This is a genomic window from Acidovorax sp. NO-1, from assembly GCF_000238595.1.
Taxonomy (GTDB): Bacteria; Pseudomonadota; Gammaproteobacteria; order Burkholderiales; family Burkholderiaceae_C; genus Acidovorax.
Map to the genome: position 1 here is coordinate 1 of NZ_AGTS01000148.1, position 20,830 is coordinate 20,830.

The 20,830-nt window shown below is 60.4% G+C and carries 19 protein-coding genes and 2 pseudogenes; 5 read left to right on the forward strand and 16 right to left on the reverse strand.

Going from position 1 to position 20,830, the window contains the following annotated elements:
- The 9 genes from KYG_RS21470 to KYG_RS21510 form a co-directional block, all read right to left on the reverse strand.
- Positions 1-263, reverse strand: a 263-nt coding sequence (locus tag KYG_RS21470; RefSeq protein WP_008907040.1) for an alpha/beta fold hydrolase, incomplete at its 3' end; no start/stop codon positions are given.
- Positions 260-1,018 carry an Asp/Glu racemase gene (locus KYG_RS21475; protein WP_008907041.1) on the reverse strand — a complete coding sequence of 253 codons (759 nt, stop codon included), beginning with the start codon at positions 1,016-1,018 and terminating at the stop codon, positions 260-262. The genes KYG_RS21470 and KYG_RS21475, both read right to left, overlap by 4 nt.
- Positions 1,019-1,039: 21 nt before the next feature.
- Positions 1,040-1,957 (reverse strand): alpha/beta hydrolase, encoded by a 918-nt coding sequence (locus KYG_RS21480; RefSeq protein ID WP_008907042.1) that lies wholly within the window; start codon positions 1,955-1,957, stop codon positions 1,040-1,042.
- 11 nt (positions 1,958-1,968) lie between these two features.
- Entirely contained in the window at positions 1,969-3,144 is a 1,176-nt protein-coding gene (locus KYG_RS21485) for an NAD(P)/FAD-dependent oxidoreductase (protein ID WP_008907043.1), read from the reverse strand.
- A gap of 124 nt (positions 3,145-3,268) precedes the next feature.
- Positions 3,269-4,480, reverse strand: a complete 1,212-nt coding sequence (locus KYG_RS21490) for an ABC transporter substrate-binding protein (protein ID WP_008907044.1) — start codon at positions 4,478-4,480, stop codon at positions 3,269-3,271.
- Positions 4,481-4,543: 63 nt separating this feature from the next.
- Complete coding sequence (locus KYG_RS21495) at positions 4,544-5,536, reverse strand: branched-chain amino acid ABC transporter permease (protein WP_008907045.1); 993 nt, start codon at positions 5,534-5,536, stop codon at positions 4,544-4,546.
- Complete coding sequence (locus KYG_RS21500) at positions 5,533-6,408, reverse strand: branched-chain amino acid ABC transporter permease (protein WP_008907046.1); 876 nt, start codon at positions 6,406-6,408, stop codon at positions 5,533-5,535. The genes KYG_RS21495 and KYG_RS21500 overlap by 4 nt, the downstream gene beginning before the upstream one ends.
- 16 nt (positions 6,409-6,424) lie before the next feature.
- On the reverse strand, positions 6,425-7,153 hold the full coding sequence (locus KYG_RS21505; RefSeq protein ID WP_008907047.1) for an ABC transporter ATP-binding protein: 729 nt from the start codon (positions 7,151-7,153) through the stop codon (positions 6,425-6,427).
- The gene (locus KYG_RS21510; RefSeq protein ID WP_008907048.1) at positions 7,146-7,943 is read right to left on the reverse strand and encodes an ABC transporter ATP-binding protein; all 798 of its coding nucleotides are present in this window, start codon (positions 7,941-7,943) and stop codon (positions 7,146-7,148) included. Before KYG_RS21510 ends, KYG_RS21505 begins: the two co-directional genes overlap by 8 nt.
- A gap of 203 nt (positions 7,944-8,146) precedes the next feature.
- On the opposite strand from KYG_RS21510, the gene KYG_RS21515 reads away from it, so the two are divergent.
- Positions 8,147-9,052 carry a LysR family transcriptional regulator gene (locus tag KYG_RS21515; RefSeq protein ID WP_008907049.1) on the forward strand — a complete coding sequence of 302 codons (906 nt, stop codon included), beginning with the start codon at positions 8,147-8,149 and terminating at the stop codon, positions 9,050-9,052.
- Between the two features lie 163 nt (positions 9,053-9,215).
- Here KYG_RS21515 and KYG_RS21520 read toward each other — a convergent pair.
- Together KYG_RS21520 and KYG_RS21525 are read right to left on the reverse strand one after the other, a co-directional pair.
- Positions 9,216-9,506: pseudogene (locus tag KYG_RS21520) on the reverse strand (aldehyde dehydrogenase family protein); the annotation flags it as partial.
- Between the two features lie 55 nt (positions 9,507-9,561).
- On the reverse strand, positions 9,562-10,278 hold the full coding sequence (locus KYG_RS21525; protein WP_008907051.1) for an IS6 family transposase: 717 nt from the start codon (positions 10,276-10,278) through the stop codon (positions 9,562-9,564).
- On the opposite strand from KYG_RS21525, the gene KYG_RS21530 reads away from it, so the two are divergent.
- Genes KYG_RS21530 through KYG_RS24895 form a run of 3 tightly spaced genes read left to right on the forward strand, consistent with a single transcriptional unit; the run spans position 10,277 to position 12,892 of the window.
- The gene (locus tag KYG_RS21530) at positions 10,277-10,591 is read left to right on the forward strand and encodes a hypothetical protein (protein ID WP_008907052.1); all 315 of its coding nucleotides are present in this window, start codon (positions 10,277-10,279) and stop codon (positions 10,589-10,591) included. The two genes, KYG_RS21525 and KYG_RS21530, sit on opposite strands and share 2 nt — an antisense overlap.
- Positions 10,588-12,570 carry a DDE-type integrase/transposase/recombinase gene (locus KYG_RS21535; protein WP_085942647.1) on the forward strand — a complete coding sequence of 661 codons (1,983 nt, stop codon included), beginning with the start codon at positions 10,588-10,590 and terminating at the stop codon, positions 12,568-12,570. Before KYG_RS21530 ends, KYG_RS21535 begins: the two co-directional genes overlap by 4 nt.
- Positions 12,571-12,604: 34 nt before the next feature.
- Positions 12,605-12,892 (forward strand): hypothetical protein, encoded by a 288-nt coding sequence (locus tag KYG_RS24895; protein WP_192810342.1) that lies wholly within the window; start codon positions 12,605-12,607, stop codon positions 12,890-12,892.
- A 40-nt stretch (positions 12,893-12,932) separates the two neighbouring features.
- Here the strand turns inward: KYG_RS24895 and KYG_RS21540 are convergent, their stop codons facing one another.
- Both KYG_RS21540 and KYG_RS21545 read right to left on the reverse strand, forming a co-directional pair.
- The gene (locus KYG_RS21540) at positions 12,933-13,652 is read right to left on the reverse strand and encodes an IS6 family transposase (protein WP_008907054.1); all 720 of its coding nucleotides are present in this window, start codon (positions 13,650-13,652) and stop codon (positions 12,933-12,935) included.
- A gap of 279 nt (positions 13,653-13,931) precedes the next feature.
- A pseudogene (locus KYG_RS21545) lies at positions 13,932-14,726 on the reverse strand (aldehyde dehydrogenase family protein); the annotation flags it as partial.
- Positions 14,727-14,802: 76 nt separating this feature from the next.
- Between KYG_RS21545 and KYG_RS21555 the strand changes: the two are divergent.
- A protein-coding gene (locus tag KYG_RS21555; RefSeq protein WP_085942648.1) for an IS3 family transposase occupies positions 14,803-15,938 on the forward strand; the annotation gives its coding sequence in 2 pieces (ribosomal slippage) (positions 14,803-15,058 and positions 15,058-15,938; 1,137 coding nt in all).
- Positions 15,939-16,022: 84 nt separating this feature from the next.
- On the opposite strand, the gene KYG_RS21560 is transcribed toward KYG_RS21555, so the two are convergent.
- The 3 genes from KYG_RS21560 to KYG_RS21570 all read right to left on the reverse strand — a co-directional run bounded on the left by KYG_RS21560 (position 16,023) and on the right by KYG_RS21570 (position 20,824).
- Positions 16,023-17,258 carry an MFS transporter gene (locus KYG_RS21560; RefSeq protein ID WP_237707310.1) on the reverse strand — a complete coding sequence of 412 codons (1,236 nt, stop codon included), beginning with the start codon at positions 17,256-17,258 and terminating at the stop codon, positions 16,023-16,025.
- Between the two features lie 316 nt (positions 17,259-17,574).
- Positions 17,575-18,813 carry an FAD-dependent oxidoreductase gene (locus tag KYG_RS21565; protein ID WP_369750133.1) on the reverse strand — a complete coding sequence of 413 codons (1,239 nt, stop codon included), beginning with the start codon at positions 18,811-18,813 and terminating at the stop codon, positions 17,575-17,577.
- Between the two features lie 1,075 nt (positions 18,814-19,888).
- The gene (locus tag KYG_RS21570; RefSeq protein ID WP_034695808.1) at positions 19,889-20,824 is read right to left on the reverse strand and encodes an alpha/beta fold hydrolase; all 936 of its coding nucleotides are present in this window, start codon (positions 20,822-20,824) and stop codon (positions 19,889-19,891) included.
- Positions 20,825-20,830: the final 6 nt, after the last annotated feature.

Genomic DNA, 20,830 nt, shown 5'->3' on the forward strand with positions numbered 1-20,830 from the left:
TAGTCCAGCGCTTCGGAGGCCTCCGAAAGCCCACGGCCCCTGACGTCAAGGACATAGGTATCAAAGTACTGGCCGAACCTCTCGGCGACGAAACCCCAGGTCACAGCCGGGCTGGTAATCCCCGGAATGAGGACCACGGCATCGCGACCGGCCGCATCACCGTCGTCGCCGCCGTAACGCAGGTAGTGCTGGCGAATGCCGTTGGCCTGCACGTGGGCGCCATACCGCAGCACGGAGGGCGCCGGGCGCATGGCGTTGGTCATGCGTAGGCGCCGGACAGAAGCGCGCCGGCGCCGGGAACCACCGGCCGCAGTTGAAGCTGCTTCAGAATGGCATAGGTGGTGGCGATCGCGGCCGTAACCACCGGCTTGCCGGTGATCGCCTCGACCATCGGCACCGCGGCGAGCGACGGCATCTGCACGCAGGCGGACAGCACGATGGCATCGACATCCCGGGTGTTCATGCCGCGAACGATGTCGGGCAAGCGGAACGGATCGTGTCGGCCGACGTCGAGGTTGTCCGGGATCTCCAGGGCCCGCCAGTCGCTCACCTCGATCCCCTCCTCGCGGATGTAGTTGACGACCAGTTCCGTCAGCGGCCTCATGTACGGCGCGACCAGTGCGACTCGCTGCGCGCCCATCACTTTCAGCGCGTCGACCAGGGCGCCAGCGCTGGTGATCACCGGCGCGGTGGCGCCGTTGTCGGCAGTGCGCAACTGCAAACGCTGCTGCGAAGTGCGGTGGTAGCCGGGGCCCATCGCCATGATTGCCACCAGGCAGGCGTAGCCGAGCACATCGACCCGGGCATCGCTGAGCTCCAGCGCACAGCGGTCCGATTCGGCATCCATCGCAGCCAGCTCCTCCTTTTTCACCGTCTTCATCCGCATGCGGCTGCTGTGGAAGGTGAAGCGGTGTTCGGGAAACTGAGCCTGGTGCGCGAGCAGCATGGCCGGCACCTCGGTCTCCATTGTGGTGTTGGAACTCGGCACGATTTGGCCGATGCGGAAGGAACGCACCATGAGAAAGACTCCGTTTGGGGTTTAAGTTCGGACATGCTGGTCCAGCCAGCCGACGACCACATCGGCAATGATGTCGCTGTTCAGCTCCGACATCATCATGTGGCCGTTGCCGGTGACTCCGAGAGCCGGCAGGTCCAGATGCGTGAGACGCGCGCCGCGGGACCGCAGGTAGTCCGCAGCCTGGAAGTTCATCTGCCGCATCCAGCTCGCCTCGGCCGTGACGATCGCGATGGGAGGCGCGTAGGGATTGTGCGGACCCGCAAATTCAGCCGCGCACAGCCCGTTGTCGAACCGGCCGTGTGCGTGCTCGAACCCGGGAGCGCCCAGCGGCTCCACCGCGACGATCGCTTTGACACGCGGCCCGCCGCAGGCGCTCAGCGCCCACCCGCACGGTCCCCCAGCCGAATGCGTAAGGAGCACCGTGTCGCCGACGAAGTCGAACAGCGCCGGGGCGATCGCTTCCACGTGCGCCTGGCTGGCGGCCAGCCGGGTCGCCATGGGCCCTTGGCTGGCCATGAAGCGGTCAGTGGCACCGCGGCTCTCGCTCGGCCACTGACGGTGTTCTGCCGCCTCCGGCCACAGCATGTGCCGGGCCGGCTCCACGAATCGCGGTACCAGCGTCTCGTAGTCGGCCGGCGCTGACGCCGGCCCGAGCACGGCGCCGTTCCAGTGGTTGCGGCCGTGGCCCGGCCGGTCCAGAAGGTAGACCGCATAGCCGGCCCGCAGGAACGCATGGACCCAGCCAGGCCGGTCGTCCGGCGTTCGCAGGAATTCCGAGCTCTGGCCGCCGCCGCCGTGCACCACCGTGATGGACCCGCTCCTGCGCCGGGCCGGCTTGAACCATTCGACGTACGCCGACACCGCGGGAACGGTGCGGCCCTGCGTCACCGTTGCACCGGTGGTCAGGAACACGCCACCGAAATCGTCCAGCTCGTACACAGGCAGGCCGCTCAGAAGACAGTACGCATCTGTTCGTGGAACACCAGGACCTGGCGCATTTGGTCGCGATCGGCTGCGATGGCGCGGGCCCGCTCGATCCATTGGTCACGCTGTTGGCCGGGCAGCAGATGGTAGAGCGCCTGCAGGTTCTGGGTGGCGCGCGGCGAGACCAGCTCCACGAATTTCTGGCGCCGGTCGCGGTCGTAGAACTCGAGCATCTCGTCACCTGCGCGGCCGTCGATGACCCGCCCCAGCGCCTCGACCAGCGCGAAACTGTCGAACATGCCGCCAGTCAGCCCCAGTCCACCGGTCGGATTCGTCACATGCGCGGCATCGCCAACCAGCAGGATGCGGCCATGACGCATCCGGTCCGCGACCCGCTGATGCATACGGTAAGGCGAGCACGCCTCCATTTCGTACTGCACACCGGGCGGCAACAGCTTGGCCAGCATCTGGTGGGCCCGCTGTTCCAGACCCTCCATCGGAACGTCCGCGTTTTCCACGAAGGTCACGCGCCAGCGGTGGTTCGGATCGATCTTGCAGATGACCGAACCATAGACAGGATCGACCTGCATGGTCGTGTTGCTGAAGCCAAGCGCGTCGAGGTCGATGCGCAGATTGGTGGCGACGTAGCGCTCCGGCCAAGTGACGCCAAAAAACTGCATCTTCAGCACTTGCCGGCGCACAAAGCTGCCGGCGCCATCGGCACCGACCAACCAGTCACCCTCGATCTCCTCCTGCTCACCGCGTGAGGCGACCTGGACCGTCACGTTGCTGCCGTGGTCGGTGCCCCCGACGACTGCGGCTCCGTAACGGACGGTGACGTTGGAGTGCTTCTTCAGGTGCTCGAGCACCACGCGCGCGAGTTTGTCTTGCCCGAGGTTCAGCGAATAGGGAAACTCCACCACGCCCTCGAGGCAGCTCAGGTTCCAGCGAATCATTTCGCCGGTCTCGTAGATCCGCCATGCATGGTCCTGGCGCAGAAAGCCAGCTTCGACACAGTCGTCGAGAATGCCCAGGTCGCGCAGGTGCGGCAGCACCGAGCAGTGGTAGACCAGCGCGCGGGGGCTGTCGCTTGGCTTGTCCTCGGCGTCCAGCACCGTGACTCGGTGACCCTGTTGGGCCAAGCCCAAGGCGGTAAGCAAGCCGGTCGGGCCGCCGCCCGCAATGATGATGTGTTTGGTCAATTCAATTCCTGCATGTTGTCGGCGCCTGGCTGCGCGCCGAGAGACCCGCCGGAGGGCAGCAGTCCGCGCCTGCTGCATCCCCCGAACCTCTCAGGCGCGCGCGGCGCGCACCCGCAGACGGACGTCAGCGGCCGTACACCTTGCCGAAGCGCACCCAGGTCTTGCCGTCGAACTTCGACAGCTGCATGCGCTCCACCGGGTAGTAGTCGTTCGGGCCGGTCTTGATGTCCACGCCGGGCAGCAGCATCGGCATGCTGGGCAGGTTCAGGCTGGCGGCCTGCTTCATCACGTTTTCCCGAGTGAGGTTGTCGCCGGCCTGCTTGAGCACCTGCACCAGGGTCTGGGCATGGTTGTAGCCGGTCACGTTGAACAGGTTGGTCAATTCACCGGCGGGATAGTACTTCTGCATGAAAACCAACCAGGCCTTGTATCCGGGATCGTTGGCCCACGCCGGATCGGTGGGCTCCTTCATGTATTGCACCGAAATCAGGCCCACCGAGTTTTCCAGGCCGGCCGGCGTCAGGACCGAGCCGACCGAGGAGGAGACGGTGTTCAGATAGTGGGCGTCCGGCTTCCAGCCGACCTCTGCAATCTTCTTGATCGCCTGCGCCGCGAACTTGGGAGTGGTGATGTTGAAGAACACATTGGCGCCGCTGTTCTTCAAGGTCAGGATCTGGCTGTCCACCGTCGGATCGGTGACCTCGTAGCTCGCCTGGGCGACGACCATGGTCTTGGCCTTGTCACCCAGCCCGTCGAGGAAGCCCTTCAGGTAGTCCTTGCCGTAGTCGTCGTTCTGATACAGGATGGCCACCTTGCCGTTTGGCATCGACTCGAGCAGGTGGGTGGCGTAGGTCTGGCCCTCCGCGGTGTATGGCGGCTGCCAGCCCATCGTCCAGGGCGAGCCCTTCGGGTCGCCCCATTTGCTCGCCCCCGATGCCACGAACAGTTGCGGCACCTTCTTCTGGTTCATGTAGCGGTGAATGGCACTGTTGGGCGGCGTCCCCACCGTGGTGAAGAGAACCAGCACCTCCTCCTGCTCCACCAGCTTGCGAGCCTGCTCCACGGTCTTCGCGGGGTTGTAGCCGTCGTCCAGACTGACGTACTTGATCTTGCGACCGTTGATTCCGCCTTCGGCATTGACCTTGTCGAAGTAAGCACCGATGGCCTTGCCGATGGTGCCGTAAGCCGAAGCCGGCCCGGAGTACGGCACGATGTTGCCGATCCTGATTTCCTTGTCGTCAGCCCCCGGGTCGTACTTCTTCTGCGCCAAGGTGGCTTGGCTGAAACACAGGGCAGCCAGGCCCGCGAGAGTTATCGACGTCTGCTTGAGATACATGGTTCGGAAGCTCCTAAGTTGAGTGAGACAACAAAAATGACGCTTGTGCCGGAAGCAACGGCGTCAGGACGAACCCGCAACGCGGGAGCGCAGGCGTGCCCACAGCGCATTCACGCCGCCCATCACGCCCGTCGGCATCAGATACATCAGGACGATCAGGAACAGTCCGTAGATGGCGGCAGGGGCCGACTTGGAGATCTCGTCGGCGACGTTGGGTACGAACTGGATGAAGATGCCGCCAAAGACGGCACCAGGGATCGAGCCGAGCCCGGCGACCACCACCCCGACCAGCAGGAAAATGCTGAGGTACACGGTGAAGCTGTCCGGCGACACGAAGGCAACCACGATGCCGCCCAACGCGCCGGCCAGCCCGGTGACGCCGGCGGAGACTCCGAAGGTCATGCTCTTGAACAAGGGCAGGTTGATGCCCATGGCCGTGGCGGCGATGGGATGGTCACGCACCGCAATCAGCGCCCGGCCGACCCGGCCACGCAGCAGGTTCCAAGCCAGCAGGAATATCAGCGCCGCCACCGTCAGGCTGAAGAAATACAGCCAGCGGTCGGCGTTGAATGACTGGTCCAGAAAACGGAAGGTGAACGGAGGCTCCGGCTTGTTCAGCACGATGCCTTGCACCCCGCCGGTCAGCCATTCGATCTTCTTGTATTTCAGCAAGGGCGGCACGGCCAGGCCCAGCGCGAAGGTGGCGAGTGCCAGGTAATGCCCGGCCAGCCGCAAGGCTGGGAATCCGACCAGAAAACCAAAGCCGAAGCAAAAGACGAAAGCCGCCGGCAGCGTGGCCCAGTACGGCCACCCCAGCCTGTCCATGAGGATGGCCGCCGTATAGGCGCCCAAGGCATAGAAGGCGCCATGGCCAAGCGAGATCTGGCCGTTGAAGCCGGTAAGGATGTTCAGCCCGAGGATGGCGATCGCATAGACGATCACCAGGTTGAACTGGAAGACCCGGTAGTTCTTGACCAGGAAAGGCAGCAGCAGCACCGTGGCAAGGACCAGCAAGCTGCCGATCCAGACCCACTTGCGGTCGATCGTCCTGTTCATACGCGCGTCACCACTTTCTTGCCGAACAGGCCGTCCGGGCGGATCGTCAGAATGCCGACGATCAGTACCAGGGCGACGACCAGCTTCAGCTCGGTGCCGATCACGTACGCCCCGAGCAAGTTTTCCAGCACGCCCACCACCAGGCCGCCGATGACCGCCCCCAGCGGGTTGTCGATACCCCCAAGAAGCGCGCCCGCGAATCCGTACAGCAGAATGCCGGCCATCATGTTGGGGTCGAGGAAGACGATGGGCGCAACCATCATGCCGGCCACGGCTCCGATGGCCGAGGCCAGCCCCCAGCCGAGTCCGAGCATCCAGCTCACGCGGATGCCCACCAGCTTGGCCGACTCCGGGTTTTGTGCCGCCGCCCGCATCGCCAGCCCGACCGAGGTGTACCTGAAGAACGCGAACAGCGCGAACAGCACCACCAGCAGAACGCCGGCCGAACCGAGCTGGTGGGCCGAGAAGAAGCGGCCGGCCAACGCCCAGTCCTTGGGAAAGGGGCTCTCGAATGCCTTGATGGTGTGCTCGAACAGCATGCCCGACAGCGCATTGAAGATCAGCAACAGGCCGATGAACACGATCACGTTGGTCAGCACCGGTGCCCTTTCCAGAGGCCGCAACACGACCCGCTGCAGCAGCAAGCCGCCGGCGAAGGACACCGCCACGGTGAATGAGAACGCCCACCAGTAGGGCCAGCCCGCTTGATGGATCAGCGCCCATGCGATGAAGGTGCTGAAGGTGGCCATCTCACCCTGGGCAAAATTGATGTGGTGCGTGGCTTGGTAGATCATCACCAGCGCCAGCGCGACCGAACCGTAGATGATCCCATTGGCCAGGCCGGAGAAGATTTGGGATAGCAGGGCTTCCATGGGTACGTCCATCCGTTCAATAGCCCAAGTAGGCGCGGCGCACCGACTCGTCGTTCTTGATCTGCTCCGATGGCCCGGACAGTGCGACGTGGCCGGTCTCCAGCAGGTAGGCATGGTGAGCAAGGTTCAGCGCAAGGGTGGCGTTCTGCTCGACCAGCAGCATGCTGACGCCGTCCTCGGCATTGATCTGCCGCATCGTGCGAAAGATATCGGCCACGATCAGCGGCGCCAGGCCGAAGCTGGGCTCGTCCAGCAGCAGCAACTTCGGACGCAGCATCAGGGCGCGGCTGATCGCCAGCATCTGCTGCTCCCCGCCCGACAAGGTTCCCGCCTGCTGGTGGCGCCGCTCGGCCAAGCGAGGAAAGCGGCTGTAGGCCTTTTCGATGTCGCCCGCCACGTTGCCCTTGTCGCGGCGAACGTAGGCGCCCAGCTTCAGGTTGTCTTCGACCGAAAGTGCAGTGAAGGTGCCGCGGCCATCGGGCACGTGCGCCACGCCCATGCGCACGATCGCGTCGGTGCTCCTGCCAACCAGCTGCACCTCGCCGGCCCCCGCGTTCAGGGTCATGCTCCCGGTGGTCCGCACGGTCTGGCACACGGCTCGCAGGGTACTGGTCTTGCCGGCCCCGTTGGCCCCCAGGATGGTGGTGATCCTGCCCGCTTCGATTGCGAAATCAATGCCGAACAGCACCTGGGTCGGACCGTAGAAGGCCTTGAGGTTTTTCGCTTCGAACAGCTTGTCAGCCATGTGCCGCCTCCTGCTCTTCGGAGCCCAGGTAGGCGGCGATCACGTCCGGATGCTGCTGGATGTGGGCCGGGGTGCCTTCGGCAATCTTCTTGCCGAAACTCAGTGCCACGATGTGATCGGACACGCTCATGACGAGACTCATGTGGTGCTCCACCAGAAGCACGGTCACCCCGCGCTTGTGCTGGACATCCAGAATCAAGCGCTCCAAATCCTTCAACTCCTCATGGTTGAGGCCGGCGGCTGGTTCGTCGAGCAACAGCAACTTAGGATCGGCGGCCAAGGCGCGACCCATCTCCACCCGCTTCTGGGTGCCGAACGGAAGGTCCCCGGCCGGACGGTCCGCGACCCTGGTCAAGTCCAGGTATTCCATGATCTCGTCGGCGCGCTCGCGCAGGCGGCGCTCCTCGGCACCGACCCTGGGCAGCCGCAACGCGCTGGCCAGAAAGCCAGCGGATGACCGGCAGTGCGCCCCAATCATGATGTTGTCGCGCACTGGCAGCGAACGGAACATCGCCAGGTTCTGGAAGGTCCGCCCCATGCCGAGCCTCGCGATGTCATGGGTGGGCATCGAGGTGATCGATCGTCCTTCAAACTGGATGTCGCCCGACTGATAGCTGTAGAGCCTCGACAGACAGTTGAAAAGCGTGGTCTTCCCTGCACCGTTGGGGCCGATCAGCCCGCATACATGGCCGCGCGCCACGTCGAAAGTCACGCCGTCGAGTGCGACGATTCCGCCGAACCGGACGGTCACGCCGCGAACGCTCAGAAGAGGGGTTTCCGTGTCTGCCATTTATTCTTTGACCAGTCCGGGATCGCTTGAGTAGGCGGTAGCGGCTACGCGCAACCATCTTCCAGTCGGCAGCCGCTGCTGCACGCAGCGATCCCCTTGTTTCGGGGCGGTTCTCCGCGCAGCCGCCATTGTGCGGGGGCTAGCAAGGGCACGCTTAGGCATCCGTTGAGCTATGGTTAACATTTGGTTTAGGATGCTCGCCGATGGCGATCAACCTGCACCGCTTTGACCTGACCACGCTGCGCCTGTACGTGGCGGCCGTTTATGACGGCAGCCTCACGGCTGGCGCGGACCGGCTCGGACTGTCGCTCGCGGCGGGCAGCAAGCGCATCGCGGAACTTGAAGCACACGTGGGTGCGCCGCTCCTCGAGCGCAGCAAGCGCGGTGTCGTCCCCACCGTTGCCGGTGCTGTGTTGTTGCCACACGCCGTGGAAATGGTCGCCCGGCTGGAGCAACTCGCGTTGGCCATGAACGATGTCGGCTCCGGCACGACCAGCCATCTGCGCCTTTGGGCCAACACATCGGCATTCGGCGGCTTTCTGCCCGGGCTGCTGGCGCGCTTTGCCCGCCGCCGGCCCGAGGTGGTGCTCGACCTGGAGGATGCGACCAGCGAAGAGGCGGTCCGCGCGGTGGCCCGGGGCACCGCCGAACTGGCCGTGATCGGCGACAACACGCCGGCCGAAGGCCTGCAGACGACGGTTTGCCACATCGACGAGCTGGTCCTGCTGCTGCCGGGCACCCATCCGCTGGCCCAGACAGCGCCGGCGGCGCTCGCCGAAGTGCTGGAACACGACCTCGTCACCCTGCCGCGCTCCACCTCGCTCACACGCCAGCTGGCCGCCGCGGCCGCAGCGCTGCAGCGGCCCTTGCGCGTCCGAGCCCAGGTGCGCAGCTTCGACGCCATGGGTCGCATGGTCGCGATGGGACTCGGGCTCGCCGTGCTGCCGCGGGAAGGCGCCCTGCCCTACGCCCGTGCGTTCGGCCTGCAGATCATGCCGCTGCGCGGCATCGGCACGCAACGGCGGCTGCTCTGGGCGATGCGCGACCGCGCCGCGCTCGGAGCGGCGGCGCAGGCGCTGGTGGAGCTGACAGAACTGCAGGAGCGCTGAAGACCGCCGGCGGCAGGCACAGCACCAGCGGCCGCGACCTGCCGCGCGCAGGCCAACCCGATATCGGGCCGCCGCCCGCAGCTGCGGCGCCGCACGCATCTCCCTCTGGCCGCGGGACGATTGGTGGCCAGGCGTTCGGGGCGCCATCTTGCTTGTATCTTGCTCAGGCGCCTGGCGCGGTCTCGATGTCGCCGATGCAAAGATACTTCAGCTCCACGTACTCGTCGATGCCATGGTGCGAGCCCTCCCGGCCCAAGCCCGACTGCTTGACCCCGCCGAATGGCACGTGCTCGCTGCTGATGTTGCCGACATTCACTCCGACCATTCCGTATTCCAGCGCTTCGCCGACGCGGTGGATGCGGCCGACGTCCCGGCTGTAGAAGTAGCTGGCCAGTCCGAACTCGGTGTCGTTGGCGGCCTCGACAGCATCGTTCTCCGTCTTGAACTTGAAGAGGTTCTGTCGCGATAGCGGATGGGAGGCGTGCTGACTTGGGCAACGACCTCTCAATTCAAATGGCCAAGCTGTAGAACTGCTGCGCCGGCGACGCGGTCGACCCTTTGGGGCCGTTCATCTGCCCCTTGCGGATCATGTGCATGGTCTCGATACCCGTGATCAGTCGACGGGCCGTGTGGAATGTCTTGAACCCCATCATGGGCCTGACCCGCCGCTTGATGGCCCGATGATCCTGCTCAACGATGTTGTTCAGGTACTTGGACTGGCGCAGTTCAATGGCCAGCCCACTGTCCTCCAGCAATCCCCTCACAGCCGCCGTGTTCGCTCCGCTCTTGTCAATCGTGATCTTCTCGGGGACATCGTGTTGGTTGATGGCCTGCTCGAAAAAACGCCGTGCTGCAGCTTCGTCACGGCGGGCCGTCAGCAGGAAGTCCACCGTCTGGCCCATCCGGTCAACGGCCCTGTACAGGTATTTCCACTGACTGCCGACCAAGATGTAGGTTTCGTCCACTCGCCAGGAACCGCCTACTGGGCTTTTACGGGTTCGGAACACAGAAGCCAGGACAGGCAGGATCTTCAGTGCCCAGCGATGGACAGTGGCATGGTCGACGCACACGCCACGCTCGGCCATCATTTCTTCTAGGTTTCTCAAGCTCAGCGGGTAGGCCGCGTACCAGCGAACGCACACCAGCATGACCTCCAACGGAAAGTGAAGCCGCTTGATCACCCGGCGCAAGATCGAGTTTGCAAGTTGAAGATGCAGTGGGGTCATGCCCGATTGTCCCCGACTGCCTTATTGCGACAGAACCCAATTGCGCGACTGGGCCACGCCAGTGGCCAACTGGGCGTACGTTGTTGCTCAACTGACGACGTGGCGAGGCTGGCGCAATGCGCTGTTGGAACAACAGGTAATGGTCCTGTTGGGGGTTGCCATGGCCATGGAGGATGTTTGCGGCTGCCTGCGCGAGTACAGCGCGCAGGAGGTCGAGGCTGCGGTTTTCCAGCTGCTGGCGCAAGGCAAAGTGATCTGTCCGGAGCTTGCACGCTCTCCCTTGGGTGGCCGCACTGTGTTTGAGAGGGCATGACGATGAGCATTCAGCCGATCCCCTCCAACCAGGCTGATTCGCTGGCAGCGCTGGATAGAGATTGGCCTCATTTGGACTTGAGGGCGTTGCCCCCCGCAATGCAGGCGCGGGTAAGCGCGCGTCAGGTGGCAATTCAAAGCTATGCCCAAGGGATCCCAGTTCGCCAGATTCAAGCCCAGACAGGGGTCAGTCCAGCCAGTTTGTACCGGTGCTTGGCCAGGGCCAAACAATTGCATGCGGACGGACGTCCCTGGGGCTACCGCGCCCTTGTGCCCTACAGTCGCGTCGCTGGCTATGAACGGCTGGCCGAGCCCAAGCGCATCACCGAAGGCAAAGCAGGCAACGCCGGTGCGTTTGCCCAGCTTTTGGCGCGGCACCCCTCGCTCAGGCAGCTGTTGGTGCATGAGATCAAGTCTGGCGCCATTGAACTGGTGCCTTCAGGTGATGGCACCCGCCTCACGGGCATCAAAGGGGTGATCAGGAAGTTTCAAAAGCGCTGCCTGGAATTGGGACTGACCTGGGCGGATTACCCTTTGAACCAGGTAGACAAGGCCACGCGCTCACTGGGCAGAACGGTGCTCACCATCCTGAACGAGCAGGCCAGTTTGTTGGCCCATGCGGCAGCAAACCGCATCAAGCCGGAATCTGCACTGAGAACGGCTGTGCGCGATGCTTCCAGCGCGTTCGATACCGTGGAGTTTGATGCCCACAAGCTGGATTTGCGCCTGAAGCTCATTCTGGGTCGAGACCCGACCGGCAGAGAGCACAGCGTTCTGATCGAGCGGGCGTGGCTGCTGGCTGTCATTGATGTCTCCACCCGGTGCATCTTGGGCTGGCACATGGTCTTTGGCAAGGAATGCAATCGACACGACGTCGTCGAGGCCATTTGTTCTGCGATCCTGCCGGCAGAGCGGCCCACCCTGAGCATTCCCTCGACGCGGCTCATGGAGGCTGGCGGCTTCGTGAATGCCAAGTTTGAGCAGACCCGATACGCGCTCTTCAGGCAAATCCGACTGGACAACGCCAGGGCTCACCTGTCGGGGGCGGCGCTGAGCCTGATGTGTGACACCCTGGGTGCGCAAGTCGACTTTGGACCCGCATATTCACCCGACGACAGGCCTTTTATCGAGCGGTTCTTTGGAACGGTGGTGCAAACCTTCTCGCGGCGTTTGCCAGGGGCCATTGAGCCCGGTAACAGTGCCGAGCGCAATCGGTTGCTCAAGAGGATCCGGCAATCGGGTGGAAACGATCGTCTGGTCATCAGTGCCAGCGAGCTCAAAGAGCTGCTGGCCATGATGGTGTGGAACTACAACGGCACGCCGCACAGCAGCCTGGGCGGGCTCACGCCCTTGGAGGCCATGGAACACCACGTGCTCGGCATTGGTCGGGAGCCAACGCGTTTGAGGTATCTGCCGCAGCCCTTGCAACGTGAACCTCGTTTGCTGCACGAGCCCGTGGATTGTGTGGTTCATGGCAATGTGGCCCGAGGCCAAAGGCCCCACCTGACGTACATGCATGTTCGGTACACCAGTGACCAGTTTGCCAAACGCCACGATCTCATCGGCCAGGTGGTGCGTGTGCACGTTGACCCCTTGGACCTCAGGCAAGTGACCGTGGTTACCCAGCGTGCCGAGGTGCTTGAGCCGTTGTTGGCGTCAGGCGTGTGGCGCCATCAGCAGCATTCGCTGTGGTTGCGGCAGCAGTATTTCGCCGCCAGGCGCGCAAAGCAGCTGGATGTCTTGAGTGCCGAGTTCGATCCCATTGGGGACTTCGTGGCTCAGCGAAAAAAAGTGGCCCGCACGAGCAAGCGCGCTGCGACGACGCTTGCGAAGCTTGAACATGAGCGCAGCCTTCGCGCCAAGGACGTCGTCGGGGGCGACACGCTGTCACCCCCAGACACGCAACCTGTGTTGGCGCAATGGGTCAGCGGACCCGTGCGGGCCAAGCAGTTGAAGATTCAGCGGGGATTTTCTCGCTGAGCGTCGACGCATCCATCTCAACGGAGATCCAACCATGTCCACAGCCCGTCCTACGAGACCGCTCCACGGCAACATTGCAGATCCGTTCAAAACGTCGAACATTCTTTCGCCATCGCCACCATTTCACCTGCATCCGCTGACACGCCGCCACTACCGGGTGGCCACAGCGGCCATCGAGGCGCTGGTGGATCTGGTCAATCACTGCCTTCGTGTTCGTATTCCTGGCGCGTTGGTCTACGCCCGGCCGCGAATGGGCAAGACGCACGCCATTGACTACGTGGCGCTCCATCTGGCCATACACAATCCGGTTGTGTCGCAATAGTGGCGCCGAGGCGGCAAATGGCCGTTGATGTCGATCGGTTTCAATGAGCCAAGCTGTAAAACTGGTCGGCGGCGGACATGGCATGGCCACACGGGCAGCGCTGCTGCCCTTTCTTGATCATGTGCATGGTCTCGATGCCGGCGATGATGCGTCTGGCAGACCAGAAAGACTTGAACCCCATCATCGGTCGGGTTCGTCGCTTGATCGCCCGGTGGTCCTGCTCGACGATGTTGTTGAGGTACTTTGACTGGCGCAGTTCAATTGCCACGCCGCTGTCGGCGATCAAGCCTCGCACAGCTGCGGTGTTGGCGCCGCTCTTGTCAATCGTGATCTTCTCGGGGACATCATGCAAATCAATGGCACGCTCGAAGAATCGGCGGGCCGCCGCTACATCGCGCCGAGCGGTGAGCAAGAAGTCCACGGTGTGCCCGAGCTTGTCGACGGCGCGGTACAGATACTTCCACTGACCGCCGACCTGGACATACGTTTCATCGACTCGCCAGGAGCGACCCACCGGACGCTGGCGCCGGCGAAACACCTTGGCCAGCACCGGCAACATCTTCAGTGCCCAGCGGTGAACCGTGGCGTGATCTACCTGGATGCCGCGTTCAGCCATCATCTCTTCCAGGTTGCGCAGGCTCAACGGGTAGGCCGCGTACCAGCGTACGCACACCAGCATCACTTCCAGCGGATAGTGCAGCCGTTTGAGGACCCCACGCAGGACCGAATTCTGGAGCTGGATTGACAACGCTTGCATCATCAAATCCTAGCCGTTCCGCTTATTGCGACACAACCGTCTTGAGCAGAGCGCGGCGTTGAAACATATCTTGGCAAGTCATGTGTGGGTGCGATGGAAAACTGAGCACCGACGATAGAGACACTCTTGAGCCAGATCAAAGCGAACATTTGGATATCCGATATCGGGGTCGCTGATAGTCGGCACGAGAGGCCTGCGGGGCAGCCCATTCGCCCAAACGCAAGCAGACCACCGCACTCACGTGGGGTGGTCTGAAGAAAGAAAGCAGCCGCCCTTGAAGGCTCAGATACCGCCCATGCAGATGTACTTGGTGTCCACGTACTCTTCGATGCCGTACTTGGAGCCCTCTCGGCCCATGCCCGATTGCTTGACGCCACCGAAAGGCGCGACCGCCGTGCTGATGATGCCGGCGTTCACGCCCACCATGCCGTACTCAAGGGCCGCGGACACGCGCCACGCCCGCCCGATGTCCCTGGAGTAGAAGTAGGCTGCCAGCCCAAACTCGGTGTCGTTGGCCATTTGAATGGCCTCTGCCTCGGTTTCGAACTTGAAGACCGGGGCCACCGGACCGAAGATTTCCTCAGACCACAGGCGCATGGCCCGAGTGGCGTTGCCAATCACGGTGGGTTGATAGAACTGGCCACCCAGCGCGTGGCGAGCACCACCCGTGGTGATGGTCGCGCCCGCCGCCACGGCATCGGCCACCAATGACTCCACCTTGGCAAGCGCCGCCGCATCGATCAGAGGGCCTTGCTCAACACCGTCCTCCATGCCGTTGCCCACCTTCATGGCGGCCACGGCGGCCGCCAGCTTGGCCGTGAAGGCGTCGTGCACAGCGGCGTGCACCAGCAGGCGATTGGCGCACACGCAGGTCTGACCCGTGTTGCGGTATTTCGCGGCCATGGCGCCCGCCACTGCGGCGTCGAGGTCGGCGTCTTCGAACACGATGAAAGGCGCGTTGCCCCCCAGCTCCAGCGACATCTTCTTCAGGGTCGGGGCGCATTGCGCCGCCAGCAGCCGGCCGATCTCGGTGGAGCCAGTGAAGGTGAGCTTGCGCACCACAGGGCTTGCCGTGAGCTCACTGACCTGCCCCCCACCAGCCGTACCAGTCTGAAGTTAGTGAAGTCCGTCAACCACCCGGAGAATGACGGACATGAAGAAGAGCAGATTCACCGAGGAACAGATCATCGGCTTCCTCAAGCAGGCCGAGGCCGGCATGCCGATCAAGGAGCTGTGCCGCAATGGCGGCTTCAGCGACGCGACGTTTTACAAGTGGCGCGCCAAGTTCGGCGGCATGCAGGTCTCTGAAGCCCAGCGCCTGCGTGAGCTCGAATCCGAGAACGCCAAGCTCAAACGGCTGCTGGCCGAGGCCCACCTGGACATGCACGCGCTCAAGAGCGTTCTGGGGGTAAAGCGCTAGCCCCACAGGCCAGGCGCGAGGCGATCCGGACCATGGTCAGCGAACACCATTTGTCCGAACGCCGCGCGTGCCGTCTTGTGGGGCTCTCCCGCGACAGCTATCGCCATCCGCCGCAGGCCGATCAGGCCACCGTGGAGCTGCACGAGAAGATCGTGGAGATCGCGCACGTGCGTCGCCGCTTTGGTTACCGGCGCATCCACGACCTGCTGCGCCCGCAGTTTCCTGGCGTCAATCACAAGCGCGTGTACCGCCTCTACCGGCAAGCCAACCTGGCCGTGCGCCGTCGCAAGAAGGGCAAGCGGCCCATCAACGAGCGTGTGCCGCTGCAGTTGGCACGCACGGTCAACGAGGTCTGGAGCATGGATTTTGTGAGCGACAGCCTCTCGGGCGGCCGGCGTCTGAAGTACCTCACGGTGGCCGACGACTTCAGTCATGAGAGCGTGGAGATCGCGGTGGATTTCGGCATCTCAGGCCAGTACGTGACCCGTGTTCTGGACCGCGCTGCGCTGTTTCGCGGGTATCCGCAGGCCGTGCGAACAGACAACGGCCCGGAGTTCACCAGCCGGGAGTTCATGGCCTGGGCGCAGGCCCACGGCATCCGTCACATCCTGATCCAGCCGGGGCGCCCCATGCAGAACGGCTACATCGAGAGCTTCAACGGCAAGCTCCGTGACGAACACTTGAACGAGAGCTGGTTCGAGACCCTGCATCAGGCCAGGATGGCCGTGGCGGTCTGGCGAACGGACTACAACGAGGTCAGACCGCACAGCAGCCTGGGACGCATGCCACCGGCTCGCTTCGCCGAGCTGCATCGCCAGCGCGCTGGCGATGCAGCTCAATTTCCATCAAACCAGAAACCCATCGAGTAACCTTGAACCCGGACTTCCACTTTTGATTGGTACGTCTACAGGGGGCAGGTCAATGGAGGTGACCGACTCATCGAACTTTTTCCGTCAGCTAACGTCACGCAGATCAATACCCTTGGTTTCTTTCCAAGTCCATACAACTGCGGCGGCGATCAATACAGTAACCGCAACATAAACGTTGAACGCCCATTCAAGCTTCATGCTGCTAAACCAACTACTAAGGTATGGTGCGGTGCCACCGAACAATGCGAGCGAGATCGGCAATGACGTTCCCAGAATGCGGGAACGATATCGAGTTGGAATCTGCTCAGCGAGAATCGCAGGCATTGTTCCACCTACGCATCCGGTAAGGGCTAACATTAGGCCCTGAGCGGCGAACAGCGTCCAAGGATCGCTTGTGATCGACCTGATTAGCGGATACGAAAGAACGGCAACAGCGATGAAGTAGAAAATCGCTACTGGCTTGCGCCCGATCCGGTCAGAGACCCAACCCCAAATGGGCGTCGCGATGATGTAGATCACTTGTGCAAAAACGCTGGCAAGGAATGCATGCGCTGGACTCATGCCTCGCTGAGTGATCGCAAAGACGGCTGCATATCCAGTCCACAAGTAGTAGGGCAGTCCGACCCCCGCTTGGTAGAAGAAAATTCCAACTGAGCATTTCAGAATTTTCGCATTGCTCCACTCAGCACCTGACTGAATGTCAGCAACGTGAGACTCGTGTACGTCGCTCTCCATCATGCTACGACGCATGATTAGGACGGCCAATGAAAGCAATGCTCCCAGGAAGAAAGGGAGACGCCATCCCCAGCTATTCATATCCTCGGCCGATATAACTCGGTTGAGAAGCGCGCCGAGTAGAGTCGCCAGAATGCTGCCGATTCCAACACTGAAAAACATACTGCTTGACCAAAAAGCCCTGCGTTCTTTTGGTGCAATTTCAGCAACGTATGCATAAGACGCTGTTGCTTCGCCCCCGTGCGCGAAGCCCTGGACCAAACGTGCAACAAGAATCAAGAAAGATGCCCATCCCCCAATCTGGGCATACGACGGGATGACAGCGATCATCAGGCTTCCTAAACCCATCAGGACCATGCAACTAAGCAGCACTCCCTTTCTTCCGATTCTGTCAGCCAATCGTCCAAAAACTATTCCTCCAAGCGGACGCGAGACAAAACCAACTGCGAATACAGCGAGAGTTCCCAACAATGCAGACGTTGGATCTGCTGGGTTAAAGAGTGATTTGGCAATATAGGTGGCAAAAACAGCGTAAATGGTCCAGTCGAACCATTCAAGAGCATTACCCAAGCCAGTAGCGATCATGGACTTCTTGCGAAGCAGAGTGCCAAGGGAGCTAGCTCGGTCAGAGTTTTCAGACAAGCCATCATGGCTCGTTTTTGAGTATGTATTAGACGACATTTATATTGTCTTCCTCGATTGATAGTGGGACTTTACCGATTAAGATTATCCGATGCATAACCTTGAAGAAAGGCATTGATCGGAAGTATCAGCTAGAAAACAGATGAGTATCGCAAGATCTTCAGCTCCTGAAATCAACCGCAATCTACTCATGCAGTTGATGTCGATGAAAATCTACTCATCTTATTCAACTGCTCTGTTTATTCGCTGAACGCGCACGCTAATAGAAGGTTTCCAGCTTCTCCGTAAACCTGAACATCTCTCGCATTGCGTCCGGACTTTTTCCGATTTCTCTGGTGCGCCGGATCCAATCGTTCATGTCCGTTCCTGGTGCAGTTCTATATAATCTTTGCAAGTTTGATGTTGCACGAGGTGAAACCAGTTCAATGAATTTTTGCCGACGGTCGCGGTCGTAAACGTCCAGTATGTCTGCATTTGTGCCGTCGTGGATAACACGATTAAGAGCTTCCACGAGAGCAAAACTATCAAACATGCCGCCAGTTAACCCTAATCCACCAGTTGGATTGGTGACGTGAGCTGAATCGCCGACAAGGAGGAAGCGGCCTTGTCGCATCCGGTCTGCAACCCTCTGGTGCATTCGATATGGGGAGTATGAAACCACTTCGAAGCCGGCGCCCTGTGGCAGCAAATTCTCTAAATTCTTTTGAATGCGCTCTTGCAACCCTTCAATCGGCAGCATCGGATCTTCCATGAACGTAACACGCCATAGATTTTTGCGGTCAATCCTGCATATGACCGAACCGTAAATGTCATCTACCTGCATGGTCGTATTTGCAAACCCGAACTGGTCAAGGTTGACCCGGGTGTTTGTTGCTACATAGCGCTCTGGCCATGTAATTCCAAAGAAGTTAGCATTCATTACGTCTCGACGTACGGTACTCCCAGCGCCGTCAGCGCCAATAAGCCAATCACCCTCTAATTGATCAACGAGCCCGCCTGACTCCACTTCGACCAGCACTCCACCAGAATGTTCAGAGGCCTTGACGAAATTTGTAGAATAACGAAATGTCACGTTCGACATGCGTTTCAAATGATCAGTTAAGATCTGAGCTACCTTGTCTTGACCAAGATGCAGCGCATGTGAATACTGAATGTAGTCTTGTAGGCCTCGCAGGGACCAGTGGATCAACTCTTGGGTGTCATAGACTCGCCAAGCAAAGTCGTCTCTTACAAAACCTTGTGCTACACAGTCCTCAAGCACCCCGAGTCGTTCTAGATGCTTCATCACAGGATAGTGGTACACCAAAGCGCGTGGACTTTGGCTAATTTTATCTTCTGACTCGATGATGGTGACGCTTGTGCCAGAACGCGCTAGGCCAAGGGCTGTGATCAAGCCAACAGGACCGCCGCCGACGATTATTACGTGTCTTTTCATGATGGATAAATCCTTCTTACGGTTTAATTTTCTAGATCGATGGAGACTGCAGCGCTGCGTTATCCGTCAGGCCAGTGAAAAAAGCTCACTAGTAGTGGATGCAGTCTTCTTGACACATATGTGGGAATTACTAACACATGTCAGCATTTCATCTCAGCTCCTAAATCAATCGGTCGACCGACCAATGACGTATTAAAAATGAAATTGACTCTATTGAGTGATGGGGTTTTCCCGAGTTTTAGGTTCCATGATTGAGCGATGCAGTGTGGCATGAATGGACTGAGCACTAATCGTGCCTGCGTGCCAATGACTATTTTCCCACTTGTGGTGCGGAAATGCACCGTTATGGTCACTTTTCCTGCACCTTGAAGCTGGGCAGGTCGTGCGCCCTGGTGCTACTTATGGGCGTACAAGCAAACCTTCGGTGGATCATGCGTTAGGGTTATTCGCCTAAGACAGAGCCACGAGGAAAATAAACCAAGGAGCATTGGTGAGGCCCGCCTGTACTTATGGTCCGTTGGAACCGCTTCAGACCGGCAGCCCATTGATCGCCGAATTTCAGATTCACATAGGGCATCGATCTAGATATCGCTTCTAGTCTCGGTCAGAAAGGCGCTTCGAGATTAACTGGTATACTTGGAAGATGCTGAAGTTATCAAAGTTCTACCAAGAATTCTTTGTGGTGACTACTATCGTAAGCGCAATCCAATGAAAAATTATTATCATGCTCAGATGTGCATATGCAGGCGTAGTCTGCTCACTGATTGATGAACCCATCACAAGCGCGTAACAAATGCCGTCCATTCTGATTTTCTCCTGATATGGGTTGTCTGAATTAGATGTCCCCGCAGCCGAGTACGGCAGATGAGCCGTACCTAACAGGCTGCTGAAATACTGATGGAGAACTCGAAAAATGACGACTTTGAGGGTACCTCACCCCTTACCGGTTTCGAAAAAATCGCTTGTAGACCGTTTTAAGCGGTCGATGTTCTTGGCTGCAGATGAGGGTACCAGTATTTCAGCAGCCTGCTAAGGCGAGGTTTCTTCCTGAATCCCTAAAGTCTCCGGCTCAACTTCTTATGTGAGGTAATTTTCAGAGTCATAGTATTTATGAAATTCTATTTCGTTGACACTGCCTTCAGTTCGTACCGGTTACATGAATATGCTGGTTCACATGCGCGATAAGCAATGCTGCAATCTCATCGCTGTTTGTCTCCGACATGAGCATGTGTCCATTGCCGAAAATTCCGTGTTCTTCCAGAAGAATGTGTGTCACGTTGTAGCCTAGCGATCTTAGATACGCAACAGAATTGGCGTTCGACCTGCGCATCCAGGTCGCTTCGCCAGTCACGAAAATAATAGGACGACGATACGGATCGCTAGCACCAGCGAAATCCGCTGCGCATAGCCCATTAGTGAACGTACCCTGCGCGTGCACAAGCCCAGGTTCTCCTTGGGGCTCGACGGCAATAATCGCCACTACCTGGGGGCCGCCTACAGCTGCCATTGCCCAGCCGCAAGGCCCACCTGCGGAATGCGTGAGCAACACGGTCTTGGAGGTGAGGGAAAACAGTTCGGGCGCGATGGCTTCGCAATGGCGCTGTGCTGCCGCGAGCGTTGTGGCCATCATCCCTTGACTAGCCATGAACCGATCCCCTGCTCGAGTGGCGTGGTTGGGCCATCGCGAGTGCTTCGCCGCCTCCGGCCAAAGCGCATGTTTGGCAGGCTCAACGAAGCGCGGGTGCAGTGTCTCGTAGTCAGGCAGAGGCAAAGCCGGGCCAAGTACGGCGTCGTTCCATTGGCTACGGCCGTGGCCGGGCCTATCCAGAATGAATACTGGAAAGCCCGCTTGCAAGAATGCGTGCGCCCAACCGGGCCTCCCGTCGGGCGTTCTCAAAAACTCCGAGCCTTGCCCCCCGCCTCCGTGAACGAAAGTTACCGAGACATCCTTTGCATTTACTGGCTTGAACCATTCCACATAGGCCGTCACGCCTGGAAAAGTCCTTCCTCGGTGTTGCTCAGTTTGCGTGGTCAGAAATCGGCCACCAAAATCGGCCAGCTTGTAAATTGACATAGCGCC

What these genes read in the sequence shown, in the direction of transcription:
- KYG_RS21475 (WP_008907041.1), bottom strand. Translation starts at nt 1,018, where the DNA reads ATGGTGCGTTCCTTCCGCATCGGCCAAATCGTGCCGAGTTCCAACACC.
- KYG_RS21490 (WP_008907044.1), bottom strand. Translation starts at nt 4,480, where the DNA reads ATGTATCTCAAGCAGACGTCGATAACTCTCGCGGGCCTGGCTGCCCTG.
- KYG_RS21495 (WP_008907045.1), bottom strand. Translation starts at nt 5,536, where the DNA reads ATGAACAGGACGATCGACCGCAAGTGGGTCTGGATCGGCAGCTTGCTG.
- KYG_RS21500 (WP_008907046.1), bottom strand. Translation starts at nt 6,408, where the DNA reads ATGGAAGCCCTGCTATCCCAAATCTTCTCCGGCCTGGCCAATGGGATC.
- KYG_RS21505 (WP_008907047.1), bottom strand. Translation starts at nt 7,153, where the DNA reads ATGGCTGACAAGCTGTTCGAAGCGAAAAACCTCAAGGCCTTCTACGGT.
- KYG_RS21510 (WP_008907048.1), bottom strand. Translation starts at nt 7,943, where the DNA reads ATGGCAGACACGGAAACCCCTCTTCTGAGCGTTCGCGGCGTGACCGTC.
- KYG_RS21515 (WP_008907049.1), top strand. Translation starts at nt 8,147, where the DNA reads ATGGCGATCAACCTGCACCGCTTTGACCTGACCACGCTGCGCCTGTAC.
- KYG_RS21530 (WP_008907052.1), top strand. Translation starts at nt 10,277, where the DNA reads ATGCCCGATTGTCCCCGACTGCCTTATTGCGACAGAACCCAATTGCGC.
- KYG_RS21525 (WP_008907051.1), bottom strand. Translation starts at nt 10,278, where the DNA reads ATGACCCCACTGCATCTTCAACTTGCAAACTCGATCTTGCGCCGGGTG.
- KYG_RS21535 (WP_085942647.1), top strand. Translation starts at nt 10,588, where the DNA reads ATGACGATGAGCATTCAGCCGATCCCCTCCAACCAGGCTGATTCGCTG.
- KYG_RS24895 (WP_192810342.1), top strand. Translation starts at nt 12,605, where the DNA reads ATGTCCACAGCCCGTCCTACGAGACCGCTCCACGGCAACATTGCAGAT.
- KYG_RS21540 (WP_008907054.1), bottom strand. Translation starts at nt 13,652, where the DNA reads ATGATGCAAGCGTTGTCAATCCAGCTCCAGAATTCGGTCCTGCGTGGG.
- KYG_RS21560 (WP_237707310.1), bottom strand. Translation starts at nt 17,258, where the DNA reads ATGATCGCTACTGGCTTGGGTAATGCTCTTGAATGGTTCGACTGGACC.
- KYG_RS21570 (WP_034695808.1), bottom strand. Translation starts at nt 20,824, where the DNA reads ATGTCAATTTACAAGCTGGCCGATTTTGGTGGCCGATTTCTGACCACG.